Source organism: Lysinibacillus sp. CTST325, from assembly GCF_054665055.1.
In genome coordinates this window covers 39,380-53,385 of record NZ_BAAFHO010000010.1, presented here as the reverse complement: position 1 = coordinate 53,385, position 14,006 = coordinate 39,380, and the positions used below count along the sequence as shown (strand labels likewise).

Genomic DNA, 14,006 nt, shown 5'->3' with positions numbered 1-14,006 from the left:
TATATTATTTCTACTCGCAAGGGATGGCCCCTCATTTTAATTAGTAGAAAGTACTTGCTCCCAATTTATTGTGCCATTTTTAACTTGTTCCCGTTTTTCTTTATTCATAATATCATTAGGACGTTCACCTTTTGGCCAATCTTTATCATGATTTGCCCATTCAGGTCGATCCTGCGATAAGATAAAGGCTGCTAAATCAGCGGCATCTTGATCTGTCAAAGTACCTGCTGCACCGACCGGCATATTATGTTGGATGTAGCCAGCCATTTTTGACATTCTTGCCATACCCGCTCCATCATTGAATGAGTTTTTACCCCATAATGCCGGACCTGTATTAGCACCTGTACCTGAGCCATCAGCTGCGTGACAAGCAATACAAGACTGGGCATATACTCCCTCACCATTCTTAACATCCGGTATAGGAATGTTTTTCATAGTACTTGTACCTACCCATTCACGCTCTGCCCCGATAGGTACACCTTCTGAAATATAGGAGAAGTATGAGACCATCGCTTCTAACTCTTTACTATTCATGTCAAATTTCTTACCGTTCATACTGCGAACCATACAACCGTTAATACGCTCCTCAATCGTTACAATATCACCTGAGCGTGCAATATATTGAGGATAATTCGCCATAACGCCTACCAATGACGAAACTTGCTCATCATAACCCGCCCCTGCATGACAGCTTGTGCAAGACAACTGATTCCCAACATATTCTTCTGCAGCAACATGTGTATTATTGACAAGCTCATAACCGTATAATATCGCTTCCTTCATAGGTCCATCTGGTACTTCTTCAATACTTGGCGGCGCATAGACAACTGACTGAGCAGCTGCTGTTGTTGGTATTTTTGTTTGTACAGCGGCTTCATTGCCTTCTCCTTTAGCATCCCCTAAAATTTTGTCGCTAATGACTGCCCCCACAAAAAGTGTACCTGCTAACAGTACTGTCCCCGCTACTCCTGCTACTATAGGTTTCATCTATAATACCCCCCTTTGTATAATCACCTATATTTTAACAAAGCAGCATGTTTTTCGATGTGAATTTTCTCACACCTTACGTAAATAGAACCATTTAGAGGATAAAATGATGAATTCTTTTGTTCTATAACACATTAAACGAGACTTAATACCTCTTGCAGTATGTACTTTTTCCTAATCAATTTCGCCTTGGTGTAATTGTAGCTGACGTTTCGCTTTCTCACAGAAAAGATTTACTGAATAAAGATAAAAATGCCGAGCACAGCATTGCACTCGGCATTATAGTATTCCCTTATAATTTACATTCACCATCAGTACAAATAGCTTCACCATCACCTACCATCTTTAAAACTGGCTGAATACCCGCTATCTCTGCCGCTTGATGTAACGTTCGTACAAAAACCTCAGTTGGCTCTGCACCTTTAATACCGTAACGATTTTCAAAAACAAAGAACGGAACACTTTGTACACCTAGTTGTTGGGCATCATATCGATCTCTGTCTAAAGATTCACTGAAGTCGTTTGATGCCAGAATACCCTTTGCTACTTCAACATCTAAGTCTAAATTTCCAATGACTTTTAACAAGAAGCTATCGTCGTTTAAGTCTTTTCCTTCCGTAAAATAACCACTCATAAGCTCTTCCGTATAAGCTGACTCTTTATCAAACTGTCTTGTCCATTTTGCCAATCGATGCGCTTTTTCAGTATGGGCTGTTTTCATTTCTTCAAAATTGTAATGCAAGCCAACCTCTTCAGCCCTCATTGCTATACCCTTAGTCATTTCATTTACTTCTTCCATCGTGGAGTTAAATTTCGCGGCCATCCCATCATATAAAGTTGGTGCATCTTTCTTAGGCGTATCTGGCCCAATTTGATAAGCTTTGTAATCTATTTCTACCTGCCCTGAATAACCTGCTAAGTCAATAGCACGTTCTAATTCTCGTTTGCCAATATAGCAGAACGGACATGTGAAATCCGAAAAAACCTCAATTTTCATTCACTATCACCCCTTACAATATATCCATCCAAATTTTAATAGCAGTTGCCAATATAAGCACCGCTAACATAGCTTGTAAAATTTTCGTATTTAATTTTCTCCCCGCTCTAGCACCTAATGGAGCAGCTACTAGACTAGCTATAATCATAATGAGCGCGGGGTAATAATTAACTTGTCCCGTCATCAATTTTCCAATTGTCCCACCTATTGAAGATATTAAGGTAATAGCAAGGCTTGTAGCGATTGTCATACGTGTTGGTATACCTAATACTACTAGCATGATAGGTACTAACAAGAAACCACCAGCTGCCCCAACAATCCCCGATCCAATACCAACAATAAACGCTAAAACAGCTGCTATAGGTTTATTGAACGTTACCTCATCTAAAGGCTTATCGTCAATTTGCTTTTTAGGAATAAACATCATCACTGCAGCAATCAACGCTAATATACCATAAACGATGTTAACGCTCACTTCAGATAAAAATTTGGAGCCATAACTACCAATGAAACTTCCTGCTAATACAGCACTACCCATATATATAATCAGTGATTTATTTAAATAACCACCTTTTCGATACGTCCATACCCCAGCAGCAGAGGCGAAAAACACTTCTACTGCACTAATACCCGATACCTCATGCGCTGAAAATGCAGCAAAACCAAGTAAAGGTGGGATATATAATAACATCGGATATTTTATAATCGCTCCGCCAATTCCTAGCATTCCTGATACAAACGAACCGACATAGCCAATTAAAAATATGGTAATGATCCATGTTAAATCCATAGTTTTCCTTCTTTCTGGTTACTTCACTAAGGACCAATAACGAAAGGAGGGTTGTTCTACCTTCAAATAGACAACCCCCACCAGTCTTAAGCTTTCTGAACAAAAAATGTAATGACGCCAGCGTCTTCAGATTTGTCTAAAATCGAATGACCACCCGCTTTTGCCCAAGCAGGGATGTCCGCTAGAGCTCCCTTATCTGTTACTTGAACCTCTAAAATTTCCCCTGAAGCTAATGTATCTATCGCTTTTTTTGTTTTCACTATAGGCATAGGACAAGATAAACCCTTTGCATCTAGTTGTAAGTTTGATTTCATATTTTTCTCCTTTGGAACGGCAAAGGTTGTAAGCGATTTTGCCGGTTCTGTTTGTTTTTTCACTACCTTACGAAGGATGAGCACCTTCGCTTCGCGGTATTTACACGCTATAACCATGCATGCGTACTCATTGCATTTCAACATTCATTTATAATCCACTATCGAACTGCGCAACGATTCGGACCAATTTCCATCTCCGTTTGCTCATCCTGTGTCGGAGTAATCTTACCCATATTTACTTGACGAATTTCTTGATATGCATTTGGCTGCGGAGGCAAATGCTCTGTTACGACACTTCGGAATTCTGCTTCATCTTTAATATTTAAGCCGTGATTTTCGGCAAATAATTGTCCAAGATGCTTTGCTACAGTCCCATCTTCATTTAGTTCATCAATAATCATAAAATGAGCCGGTAACACAATTAAATCATCCGATAATTTTCTGTATCGTTTGTAAAGTGTTTCGCGTAAATCACCCACCCAATCTTCTGCAAGACCCGCTAAATCAGGGCGTCCGATTGAATCAATAAATAAAAGATCTCCAGTTAATAAATACTTGTTGTCCACAACAAATGACGTTGAACCAATTGTATGACCAGGCGAATATATCGCTCCTACATTAATTTTGGATGCGCCAACTTGTACAGTTGTTCCATCAAGTAATGGTGTATAGTCAAACACAACCTCTTCTGCATCTTTTGGTGGTAAATAATACGTCGCACCAGTAGTAGCTGCTATATGTCGACCACCTGAAATATGATCAGCATGTAAATGTGTATCGAACACATATTTAATCTTTACATTTTTCTCTTCCGCAAAGTTTGTGAATGCGTCAGTAAAACGCACAGCATCGATAATCGCAGCTTCTCCCTCAGAGATGACCATATAAGAAAGGCACCCCTTCCCTAAACGCACAAATTGATAAAGCTCACCACCATCTGTTAAATCTCCAACTTTAATCGGTTCTAAATATTCACTCCACGTTTTCATTCCACCTTCTAAATAAGCCACCGTACGTCCCGCTTCTGATAACATCTCAGCTACCATCAGCGATGATCCTTCTTTCGCACAAACAACTAATACATTTTTATCAGCTGGAATCTTCGGTAAAATATCCACGACGCCGTCTAATAGCTCAAAATACGGAATATTAAGGTATTCAAATTTATGGCCATCAATTTTCCAATCTTCAAATGCATCTGCATTTCGAACATCCAAAATAAATAATTCTTCATTATTAATTACTTTTTTGGCTACCTGAGCCGCACTCCATTTTAGAACTGACACTTTTTTACCCCCAAAGGTATTATTTTATTTGTTTTTTAGCGGAAAGGACCGTCCTCTCCGCTTGTATAGTTACAAATTAATTAGAATGTTAATGACGGTGCTGCATCTTTAGCAAACTCTAAGAACGTCACAGCTCCCCCAACCTCGATACCTTCAACAAAATCATCTGTCGTTAACCCCATTACATCCATAGTCATTTGACACGCGATCAATTTCACACCTAATTCTTGTGCCATTTCAACTAATTGCGGAATTGCTGGTACATTAGCTTTAGAAAACCCTTCTGCAAAATGCTCCGCTCCAGCAGGCATAGGTAATGCATGCATTCCTTGTTTATGAATTAAATTTAACCCTTCGAATGTAAAGAAGATGGCTACTTCTTTCTCTGTAGCCGCCGCTGCCGTTGCAATATTGAACACCTTATACGCATCGAAAAGACCACCGTTACTTGCAATTATCGCTACTTTATTTGACATAATAAATTCCTCCTAAAAGTTTTTTGATCAATTATGCCCCGGCATAATTGCGTCTGGAATCGGCTTTGTGCTCGCACAAAGAACTCCTTTCCGATTCCATGACATCCGCCGGAGGCTTTAGGCCAACACGAAGTTGGTCACTCAGTCGTTGCCACAGGACGTGGCGTTCTTAGACTGAGTTCCTCCATTTCAGCGGATGTTTGAACATTCGCTGAAAGAAGTTAAATTGCCCGTCCAGGATGTCATACCCGGAAGAACGTTAAATACCTTTGTAAAGCCATGTGCCACAAGCTTTTGAGCAGCTAAATCACTACGCTTCCCAGTTCGACATACGACATAAACCTCTTGCTCTTTATCAAGTTCAGAAAGGCGTGCTTCTAGTTCACCTATCGGAATAGACTTCGCTCCCTCGATGTGTCCAAAAGCAAACTCAGCCTCCTCGCGAACATCGAGAATAAGACCTTCCCTTTCCATCGCTTTTTCTAACGCAATTGTTCGTCCAAATGTTTGCTCTTCCATTGTGTCATCTGAGCATTTGCGAATGTAATGTTTAAGCACACTTTCTTCTTCCACTGTCCCAATGTATTGATGACCCACAGATCCAGCCCATGCAGCAATATCCGCCTTCGAGCCCTTATCTGTTGCTGATACTTCTAAAATTTGACCATCAACTAAATCCGCCATCGCCTTTTTCGTTTTAACAATTGGCATAGGACAAGAAAGCCCCTTGGCATCTAGCTGAAAATCTGCCTTAATACTCATAACTTCCCCCTCTATACCTATACGGGTATTATTTTTATTAAAAAAATATAGCATTCGCTACAAGTTCCTTGCATCTTCTTACTTCACTTCTCCATCCCAAGCAAGCATGCCACCAACCATATTGGATACATCGAAGCCTTGACTTTCTAAAAACTGAGTAGCACTGCCACTACGACCACCTGATCGACAGACCATAATATATGATTCATTTTTATTTAGCTCATGCATACGAAATTCAAGTAAGCCCAGTGGGATATGAATAATTCCCGGGATGTGTCCTGACTCCACTTCATCTACTTCACGTACATCAACTAAATTTATTGCCTGACCTTGCTCTAAAGCTTGTTGTACTCCCTTTGTTGAAATTTCCTTCACGCCATTCTCCTCCTAATATGCGCTCATGCCTCCGCGGACATTTGTCACATGCTCAAAACCTCGCTTTTTTAATTGCTTACACGCCTGACTACTACGCATCCCACTTTGACAAATGACCACAATCTCTTTATCTTTCGGTAATTTATCAAAACTTGAACCAAGTGGCATATTTTTAAATCGCGGGATATTTCGCCCCTTAAATTCAGCAGGTGTACGCACATCGATAAAAACTTTATCCTTATCATGCAAAATATCTTTCAATTGTGCCGCCGATATTGACTGCACCCCTTTCGTCGGTTTCATTCGCCAAACGAAAAACGCTATAACAACAGCAAGTATAATCCACGTTCCCAAGTAACACTGCCTCCTCCCATATACTATTTAGGGTATATAAAATTTATCTACTTTTCACGACTAAATCCATCGCTTCTTGGATGGCTGTATTCACTTTTTTTGCATCCCCTTCAGCAGTCGTTACACATTCCAATAAATTTTCACTAACAATTACGCCAATAGTCCGATCAACCGCAGAACGCACGGCAGATAGCTGTGTAATCACATCTTTACAGTTTTTTTCTTCTTCCATCATGCGTAAAACACCACGCAATTGACCTTCTATTCGTTTCACTCGATTAGCTGTTTTTGTACCGTAAGCCACACTATCACGCCTCCTCTCAAAACGATCGATTGAACTTGCTTACGTAATTCATATTATACCCCGTTAGGTATAATGTCAACATGAAAGCTCGAATTTTTTCTTAATCATCATTCCAATGTTTTTCCCCTTGTATCTACGCTTTATCCGTCACTTTCAGGTTGTTACCCTCATCTTCTTATCCTTCATTTACAAAAAAAAGCGAGAAATTCGACGATTCTATCATCGAATTTCCCGCTTAAATAGACTTTATGAATGCTTATTTCTTTTTAATAGTAATTGTCCAAGCAGCTTCGCCAACTTGTTCATACTCCGTTACCTCGTGCCCTTCTTCAGCAGCCCAACGAGGAATGGATTCTGTACCTTGTGTACAATCAAATTGCACTTCTAATTCATCGCCTGAATGTAAGTCTTTTATAGCTTCTTTTGCTTCTACTAAAGGAAATGGACAAACCATCCCCATTACTTCTAATGTTCTTTTCATATAGAAACACTCCTTTTTTACGCTGTAATTACTTGCGCAGCTTGCTTAGCTTTTTTACTTGGTCGAACGAATACAAAGTAAGATGCCGTCCATGTACCTAAAATCATAAACCCTAATGAAATCCAACCTTGCCAAGTCATCATCGCTGTCATCACCAATCCATTACCAATGGAGCAACCTCCTGCTAAACCTGCGCCGAATCCCATCAAAAGTCCACCACAAAAGCTGTTAATCGCTGTTTTTGTATCTGGAATACGGAATCTAAATTCACCACTCATTTTTGCCGCGAATAACGATCCTAAGAAAATTCCTAGTACCAGAAAGACACCCCAGTTGATGTAGCTAATTTGTCCAGTCACCAAAAATTGCAAAATATTTGCAGAAGGTGTTGTAACTCCTAACCCATGTATGCGACCAGTAGCAACACTTAATGGCCATGCTAAAATTGCAATCACGCCAATAATTGTTGCTGTTATAAATGGATGCCAACGTTTTTCAAATAATACATGTGCTAATCCCGTTTTTTTCGGCTTTAACCCCGGGATTTTCAATCGTGGCTTCTTGAGCTCACGGTAAACGATCAATGAAACAACTACTACAAAAATCGTTATAATCAACCAATTGTTTACGCCAATTGTCTCGGCAATAGAATTACTTTCAATGCTCGTTTCTTTAATAGCCTTATCCAATGGTAACAATACGCCTGATTTCATCATTGCTGCTACAAGCATATAACCAGCTAATGCAATCCAGCTGCCAATTAAACCTTCTCCAGCACGATACCAAGTCCCTGTTGCACAACCACCAGCGAAAATAATGCCTACTCCAAAAATAAATGAACCAACTATAACAGCTACGATTGGTAAAGAACCCGCACTGAATTCAAAAACCTTTAAACTAATTAAGGCATATACACCAACACTTTGAATTGCTATCGCAATAAGTAATGCGTAAAACATACGGTTATCTTTTGTCAAATACATATCGCGGAAGCCGCCAGTCAAGCAAAAACGACCACGCTGCATTACAAATCCTAGTAAAGCTCCACAAATAAGTCCTGTAATAACCATTTGGACCATCCACAATTCCCCTTTCAATAACCTAGTATTCTTATAAGATATATTACCACTTGTTTTACTATGAATTCAATTACTTTTTTAAAAATATGAATAATCTAACAACTCTTTCATACCTATGCACTCAAAAACCCTTGCTACAAGTGCAAATAACTGCTTCTTATAACAAGGGTTCATTTATTTAGTTAATTGTATGGTTGGACCAAGGAATTGTACGCTCTGCACAAATAAAAGTTTGCTTTATCCCCCCATTTTATATTTAACCTATAGAAATACAATGTTTTAAGAGTTAAAAATACCGTGATTTAGTTTTGTACTAACATGTTTATGAAATTCAGGTAATTCCTTTAACGGTTCTTTAAAAGTAATTAGCACTTTTTCTATACCAATGCTACTTAATTCTTGTAATTTAGCAATTACTTCATCATAACTACCGATCAACCCTGTACGAAAGCCTTCATTATTAGCTACAAAATCACTTAACTGAGTGGCATTTTTCCACATCCCTAACGTTTCTTTGCGATTCTGGAACTGCAGGATTGCTTCTTCATCGGCATGATCAATAATAGATTGAAATTCTTGGAACGCTTCTTCAGAAGTTTTACGGGCAATCACAAAAGCATTCACAGCAAATTTTATCGTCCGACCCTTTCTTTTCGCAATCTCCGTTACATTTTCAATCTGTTTTTGCAACTCTACAATCGGAGCTCCGTTCATAAAATAAACATCACTGTGCACGCCTGCCATAACTTGAGCGTCCTCTGAATTACCACCTTGATAAATTGAAGGATATGGCTTTTGAATTGGTTTTGGTGTAAGCGTAGCATTTTTTATTGTATAGAAATCGCCCTCATAGCTAAAGTTATCTTGTGACCAAAGACCTTTCAATACTTCTAAATACTCTGTAGAACGTCGATAGCGATCTTCATGGTTAATCCACTCAATACCAAACGTTTCTTGTTCTTTTTTAAACCAGCCACTCACTAAATTAATATGAAATCTCCCATTTGAAATGACGTCTATTGTTGAACCTATTTTGGCTAAAGTTGCTGGGTGGATGAACCCAGGCAAAACAGCTGCTATACAGTGAATATTTATCGTTTCGGCAAATAACGCTGCCGCAATCGTTAGGGCATCCAGCTGTCCTTCTTCAGCACTGCCATTACCACCAATATTCCCTATATATCGAATCGGAAATAAAACAGCATTTATATCTAACTTTTCAGCTAATTTTATCAATGTTTTATTGTACTCAAAGCTTCCTTCTGTATTTTGCTCTATCCTAGAACGTAAAAATCCACCTGCTAAATTTGAGCCCCAAATAACAAATTCCATTCTATGATCACTCCATTTATTCAAATAATGGCAATACCTTTTCACCGAAAATTTCTGCTTCCTCTTTATGAGGGAAGCCTGATAAAATAAAGTGCGTTACACCGATATCAATATACGCTTGCAACCCTGCTTTTACTTGCTCTGGTGTACCAACAATGGCGGTTCCTGCACCTTTTCGAATTTTCCCGATACCTGCCCAACTGTATTGATCAAATCGCTCGTTTTCAGCAGTAAGGACGTTCATTCTTTTTTGAGCCACTGAATCTACCGTTTCATAATAGCGATTAAGATTCGATTGCACAGGGTTTTCAATTTTACTAATAATGTTATAAGCAGCATCCCAAGCCTCTTGTTCTGTATCCCTTACAACTATATGAATTCGAATACCGTACTCTAATTGACGATTATACTTTTTAGCTCGACTTTCAACATCCTGAATTTGCTCCCGAATGCTCGCAATTGGCTCTCCCCATTGCAAATAAACATCGGCAGCTTTAGCGGCTATTTCCTTAGCCGCATCGGAAGAACCTCCAAAATAAATAGGAATACCTTTTTCTTGATAGAGAGTAGGAATCAACTTTCCTTCAGTTACATTAAAAAACTCGCCATCATGATGAAACGATTCTCCTCGCCATGTTTCTTTCACTACAGTTAAAAATTCATCTGTACGTTCATAGCGTTGTTGATGTGATAAATAGTCACCATCTTGGGCTAGCTCTTTTTCTGAACCGCCCGTTACAACATTGATCAACACTCTTCCCTTCGAAAATTGATCTAAAGTTGCTGCCATTTTAGATGCAACTGTCGGTGATACAAAGCCAGGTCTAAACGCTATTAACGGTTTTATATGATTTGTCTGATGAATGATAGCAGACCCTACAAGCCAAGAATCTAAATAAGGAATACCTGTAGGAATCAAAATCCCTTCAAATCCTGCTTTTTCTGCCGTTTGAGCTACATCTACTAAATACTCAAAGGTCGGCTCTCTTTCAGGCTGCTTTAACCCTAAATACCTTCCGTCTCCATTTGTAGGAACAAACCAATAAAAGTGTGGTTTCATAGTTCTCTCTCCTTACCTAATTAAATTCTTCAACTAGCTTTAACAGTCGATCCTTTTCACTATAGTTTTGATATTGCGCTGCAAAGGTACGAACAGGATCACCTGAATAAAAACGTTCATATAATTCGTGACGCGCTCCAAGCTGACTACCTATTAAATCCCAAGCTAGTTTAATAAATTTGGTTCTTGCAAATGCACTTGTATGTGTACCTTCATAAAACGCTTGTAACTTGTCACCTATTGGCCCATTTATTTCTTCAATAGTAGACGGCACTTGCAATAATCCGCTTGCTCCAATTTGCTGTAATATTTCCAAAGCACGTGGATAATAACGTGTACCTAAATTTCGGGCAGTCGTTAAAAATCGTTGTTTAGGTAGATAAATCCCATTGTGTTCGACAGCTTCATATTCAGCCGCATTTAATAGGCCCTTTATTGTTTCTAACTGTATGATTAACTCACTTAACTTCTCTTTTACATGTAAAAACTCCGTCGCTCCAGCTGTTTCCGCTAGTTCGTTGCCAATTGCTACTACAGATTCTAATTTACTAATCAGGCGTACAACCGTTTGATGCTGACTTAACAAGGATGATGCCGTTTCAATTCGTAGCTTCCAAGCTAATTCAGGATCTTCTGCTACCAACACCCTTTCCCAAGGGATTAGAACATTATCAAAAATTAGGACAGCATCCATTTCATCAAAACGAGAGCTTAAAGGGTGGTTGTTTGTATCAGTAGAAGCAAACGATTCTCGACATACCATATGTAACCCTTGAGCTGAGGTTGGAACATAAAATACATTTGCCATTAGTGCTTCCTCTACCCCTCGCTTATGATAAGAAGTTATGAGCAGTTCATCTACATATGGTGCTGCTGTAGCAATTGTTTTAGCACCACTCACAAAAATGCCTTCTTCATTTTTAGTAACTACACGTAATTTCCCGTGCTCTATCTCTTCAGCAGTTTTTGAACGGTTTTTTTGCGGGTCATGTGCAGCTACCGTTGATAATAAATCTAAATCACGTGCCTCTTCGTATAGTTTTTCAAGCTTTGTTGCAATGCCCGGTGACAAAACATCTAATTGTTGTCTATTTGCATACCAACCTACTAACTGCGAACGAGAATATTCGGATAAACGGCTCATTACGCCAAATGTTTCATCTACCCAGCATTTATAAGCTAAACTTTTCCTTTTCAAATCATTGATTGATGTTGGAACTAAAAAAGATAAATGGGCGTTTGCACCTTTTTCTGTTTCATATGTTAAAATCGATTTTGTCGGCTCCACTGTTTGTAAATTTAATAAATGCTGTATTGTTTGAACAGTCCCTTTAAATGCGGTATGGTTTTCTAAATTATTAACAATCTCCCCATCTAACCAAACCGTTCGCCCATTATTCAACCTCTGCAAATACGGAATCGGCGTATTCATCTTCGTTTACCTCCCTTTCAACTAAATTATTCAAAAAATGATTTAACTTATTTTTCAAATAGGACTTTTCATAGGTTTCATACTGCCATGCATACACGCGAATTGGATCACCTGTGTAGAACCGTTCGTATAAATCATGACGTGAGCCGAGTTGACTACCAATAAGTTCCCACCCAATTCTAAATAACTTTTCTTTTGTTTGTGCATCCACCTTTGCCCCTTTATAGTATTTAGAAAATAACGGGTATAGCTCATGATTTTCTGGGATCGGAGATGACGATAATTGAATAAAGCCTCCTGCTCCAATCTGCTTTAAAATATCTAGAGCACGGCCATAGAAATGAGTACCTAAATTTCTTGCTGTTTGGAGTGGCGTAATATTAGGTAAATAAACTTTCTGCTCAGTTAGACTCCCTTCTTTTTCTGATGAAATTAATAAAGCTTCAATACTATCAATTTGTGTATAAAGCTCCCCTATTTTTTCCTGAACATGTAGAAAGTAATCTGCACCAATTGATTGAGCTATTGCCGTTGTAACTCCAGCAATAAATTCTAATTTTGATAGTAAACGAACCACCGTTTGATGCTGTGCTAGCGCATCTAGTTGCTGATGCTGGTGAGCTTTCAACACACCCTCAGGTGAACCCTTAATAAGCACCCTATCCCACGGAATTAAAACATCGTCAAATAATAAAACAGCATCCATTTCATCAAATCTTGAACTTAATTGATGATGCTCTTTATTTGAAGCAAATGATTCTCGACAAACAATTTGTAGCCCAGGTAAATTCAATGGCACAATAAACATATTTGCTTGTGCTATTTGATGTGATGATAATTTTTGCGGAGAGGTGACAATGACATCATGTGCATAAGGAGCACCAGTTGCAATCATTTTAGCCCCTCTTACAACTACCCCCTCCTCGGTCTCCCGTATAATACGCAATAATGCATCTTCATCTTGCTCTGCTGCTGGTTTCGAACGATCAATTTGAGGATCCAAAATGGCAGTAGTAACAATTCGCCGTTCATCTCTAGCCAACTCATAATATTTCGTTATTTTTTCAACGAATCCAGTATCATATTGCGCAAACTGGTGCCGATCCAAATAGTATCCGGTAATTAGAGAATTAGCATAATCTGATAAACGACTCATCACTCCATAGGTTTTATTCGACCATAGAGCAAATGCTTTTTTACGCTTTATTAAATCCTCATAGCTACTTGGAATATAAAATGCACTATGCACAAATCGATTACTTTTCGGACTGATAAAACCTGCAATGCTTTGATTCTTTTCATCATCTAGAAGTGCTAATAAATTTGTGATAGTTTCTAATGTTCCCGTAAAAGCAGGATGAGTTGTTACGTCCACTTTTACTCCGTCCAGCCACACACTTCTTCCATCTTTCAAACTTCCACTAAAAGACATTTATTATCTCCAACTCCTTTTCATGAACACAAAAAAACTCCCACCAAATCTCCTTCGCAAATCTTCGCTTAAGACATCAATGAGAGCTCCATTTTTATGGTCACTATGAATATTTTTTATGGCTCAAAAACAAAATCGGAGCTTTTAGTTCTAAAACCAAAGCTCCGATTTTTTCAGTCGCCACATTATATAAATTAATTTACATATTAAACCAAATAAAACCGATAAGTCAAGTATATTTTAAAAAATCAATTAATCAATGATGCCTCGACATAATTGCGTCCGCCGCATTCATCTCTCCACCTATAGGGGTAGGAGCTTCTGTACCTGTCAATTCACTTACATTACATAAAACACTTACCGAAAGAAGCTAAAAACTTATTGATTTATAAAAAGGCGTTTGCTATAATCCTACTAATCCAATTGGTATTAAAATAATTACTGACCGGAATCACCGGAGGCGTGTAAACAATTGTCGTTTACGCGTTTTTTATTGCTTATATCTAGTATTCAGTGTCAATATTACTTTTTTAGATAATGGAGGA

At 38.6% G+C, this 14,006-nt stretch carries 16 protein-coding genes; all 16 read right to left on the bottom strand.

Annotated elements, in window-relative coordinates:
• Positions 1 to 36 precede the first annotated feature (36 nt).
• Positions 37 to 987, bottom strand: a complete 951-nt coding sequence (locus tag ACYQ73_RS19515) for a c-type cytochrome (RefSeq protein ID WP_460013985.1) — start codon at positions 985 to 987, stop codon at positions 37 to 39.
• Positions 988 to 1,279: 292 nt separating this feature from the next.
• On the bottom strand, positions 1,280 to 1,984 hold the full coding sequence (locus tag ACYQ73_RS19510; protein WP_460013984.1) for a DsbA family oxidoreductase: 705 nt from the start codon (positions 1,982 to 1,984) through the stop codon (positions 1,280 to 1,282).
• Between the two features lie 13 nt (positions 1,985 to 1,997).
• Positions 1,998 to 2,774, bottom strand: coding sequence for a sulfite exporter TauE/SafE family protein (locus tag ACYQ73_RS19505; protein WP_460013983.1), 777 nt, complete (start codon positions 2,772 to 2,774; stop codon positions 1,998 to 2,000).
• A gap of 86 nt (positions 2,775 to 2,860) precedes the next feature.
• Positions 2,861 to 3,088 (bottom strand): sulfurtransferase TusA family protein, encoded by a 228-nt coding sequence (locus ACYQ73_RS19500; protein ID WP_460014095.1) that lies wholly within the window; start codon positions 3,086 to 3,088, stop codon positions 2,861 to 2,863.
• Positions 3,089 to 3,246: 158 nt separating this feature from the next.
• Positions 3,247 to 4,374 (bottom strand): MBL fold metallo-hydrolase, encoded by a 1,128-nt coding sequence (locus tag ACYQ73_RS19495; protein ID WP_460013982.1) that lies wholly within the window; start codon positions 4,372 to 4,374, stop codon positions 3,247 to 3,249.
• Between the two features lie 80 nt (positions 4,375 to 4,454).
• Positions 4,455 to 4,850, bottom strand: a complete 396-nt coding sequence (locus tag ACYQ73_RS19490; protein ID WP_460013981.1) for a DsrE/DsrF/DrsH-like family protein — start codon at positions 4,848 to 4,850, stop codon at positions 4,455 to 4,457.
• Positions 4,851 to 5,039: 189 nt separating this feature from the next.
• The gene (locus tag ACYQ73_RS19485; protein WP_460013980.1) at positions 5,040 to 5,612 is read right to left on the bottom strand and encodes a sulfurtransferase TusA family protein; all 573 of its coding nucleotides are present in this window, start codon (positions 5,610 to 5,612) and stop codon (positions 5,040 to 5,042) included.
• 78 nt (positions 5,613 to 5,690) lie between these two features.
• Positions 5,691 to 5,987: a rhodanese-like domain-containing protein gene (locus ACYQ73_RS19480; protein WP_460013979.1), complete on the bottom strand. Its 297-nt coding sequence runs from the start codon at positions 5,985 to 5,987 to the stop codon at positions 5,691 to 5,693.
• A 12-nt stretch (positions 5,988 to 5,999) separates the two neighbouring features.
• The gene (locus ACYQ73_RS19475) at positions 6,000 to 6,341 is read right to left on the bottom strand and encodes a rhodanese-like domain-containing protein (protein ID WP_460013978.1); all 342 of its coding nucleotides are present in this window, start codon (positions 6,339 to 6,341) and stop codon (positions 6,000 to 6,002) included.
• 43 nt (positions 6,342 to 6,384) lie between these two features.
• Complete coding sequence (locus tag ACYQ73_RS19470; protein WP_460013977.1) at positions 6,385 to 6,645, bottom strand: metal-sensitive transcriptional regulator; 261 nt, start codon at positions 6,643 to 6,645, stop codon at positions 6,385 to 6,387.
• 256 nt (positions 6,646 to 6,901) lie between these two features.
• Entirely contained in the window at positions 6,902 to 7,126 is a 225-nt protein-coding gene (locus tag ACYQ73_RS19465; RefSeq protein WP_460013976.1) for a sulfurtransferase TusA family protein, read from the bottom strand.
• A gap of 17 nt (positions 7,127 to 7,143) precedes the next feature.
• A complete protein-coding gene (locus ACYQ73_RS19460; RefSeq protein WP_460013975.1) occupies positions 7,144 to 8,205 on the bottom strand; it encodes a YeeE/YedE thiosulfate transporter family protein in 1,062 nt (353 codons plus the stop codon).
• Between the two features lie 279 nt (positions 8,206 to 8,484).
• Positions 8,485 to 9,537 carry an LLM class flavin-dependent oxidoreductase gene (locus ACYQ73_RS19455; protein WP_460013974.1) on the bottom strand — a complete coding sequence of 351 codons (1,053 nt, stop codon included), beginning with the start codon at positions 9,535 to 9,537 and terminating at the stop codon, positions 8,485 to 8,487.
• 16 nt (positions 9,538 to 9,553) lie between these two features.
• The gene (locus tag ACYQ73_RS19450; RefSeq protein WP_460013973.1) at positions 9,554 to 10,597 is read right to left on the bottom strand and encodes an LLM class flavin-dependent oxidoreductase; all 1,044 of its coding nucleotides are present in this window, start codon (positions 10,595 to 10,597) and stop codon (positions 9,554 to 9,556) included.
• Positions 10,598 to 10,613: 16 nt separating this feature from the next.
• Positions 10,614 to 12,029, bottom strand: a complete 1,416-nt coding sequence (locus ACYQ73_RS19445) for a 4-hydroxyphenylacetate 3-hydroxylase N-terminal domain-containing protein (RefSeq protein ID WP_460013972.1) — start codon at positions 12,027 to 12,029, stop codon at positions 10,614 to 10,616.
• The gene (locus ACYQ73_RS19440; RefSeq protein ID WP_460013971.1) at positions 11,992 to 13,461 is read right to left on the bottom strand and encodes a 4-hydroxyphenylacetate 3-hydroxylase family protein; all 1,470 of its coding nucleotides are present in this window, start codon (positions 13,459 to 13,461) and stop codon (positions 11,992 to 11,994) included. Before ACYQ73_RS19440 ends, ACYQ73_RS19445 begins: the two co-directional genes overlap by 38 nt.
• Positions 13,462 to 14,006: the final 545 nt, after the last annotated feature.

Coding starts and splice junctions, on each gene's coding strand:
- ACYQ73_RS19515 (WP_460013985.1), bottom strand. CDS start 987: ATGAAACCTATAGTAGCAGGAGTAGCGGGGACAGTACTGTTAGCAGGT.
- ACYQ73_RS19510 (WP_460013984.1), bottom strand. CDS start 1,984: ATGAAAATTGAGGTTTTTTCGGATTTCACATGTCCGTTCTGCTATATT.
- ACYQ73_RS19505 (WP_460013983.1), bottom strand. CDS start 2,774: ATGGATTTAACATGGATCATTACCATATTTTTAATTGGCTATGTCGGT.
- ACYQ73_RS19500 (WP_460014095.1), bottom strand. CDS start 3,088: ATGAAATCAAACTTACAACTAGATGCAAAGGGTTTATCTTGTCCTATG.
- ACYQ73_RS19490 (WP_460013981.1), bottom strand. CDS start 4,850: ATGTCAAATAAAGTAGCGATAATTGCAAGTAACGGTGGTCTTTTCGAT.
- ACYQ73_RS19485 (WP_460013980.1), bottom strand. CDS start 5,612: ATGAGTATTAAGGCAGATTTTCAGCTAGATGCCAAGGGGCTTTCTTGT.
- ACYQ73_RS19465 (WP_460013976.1), bottom strand. CDS start 7,126: ATGAAAAGAACATTAGAAGTAATGGGGATGGTTTGTCCATTTCCTTTA.
- ACYQ73_RS19460 (WP_460013975.1), bottom strand. CDS start 8,205: ATGGTCCAAATGGTTATTACAGGACTTATTTGTGGAGCTTTACTAGGA.
- ACYQ73_RS19455 (WP_460013974.1), bottom strand. CDS start 9,537: ATGGAATTTGTTATTTGGGGCTCAAATTTAGCAGGTGGATTTTTACGT.
- ACYQ73_RS19450 (WP_460013973.1), bottom strand. CDS start 10,597: ATGAAACCACACTTTTATTGGTTTGTTCCTACAAATGGAGACGGAAGG.
- ACYQ73_RS19445 (WP_460013972.1), bottom strand. CDS start 12,029: ATGAATACGCCGATTCCGTATTTGCAGAGGTTGAATAATGGGCGAACG.
- ACYQ73_RS19440 (WP_460013971.1), bottom strand. CDS start 13,461: ATGTCTTTTAGTGGAAGTTTGAAAGATGGAAGAAGTGTGTGGCTGGAC.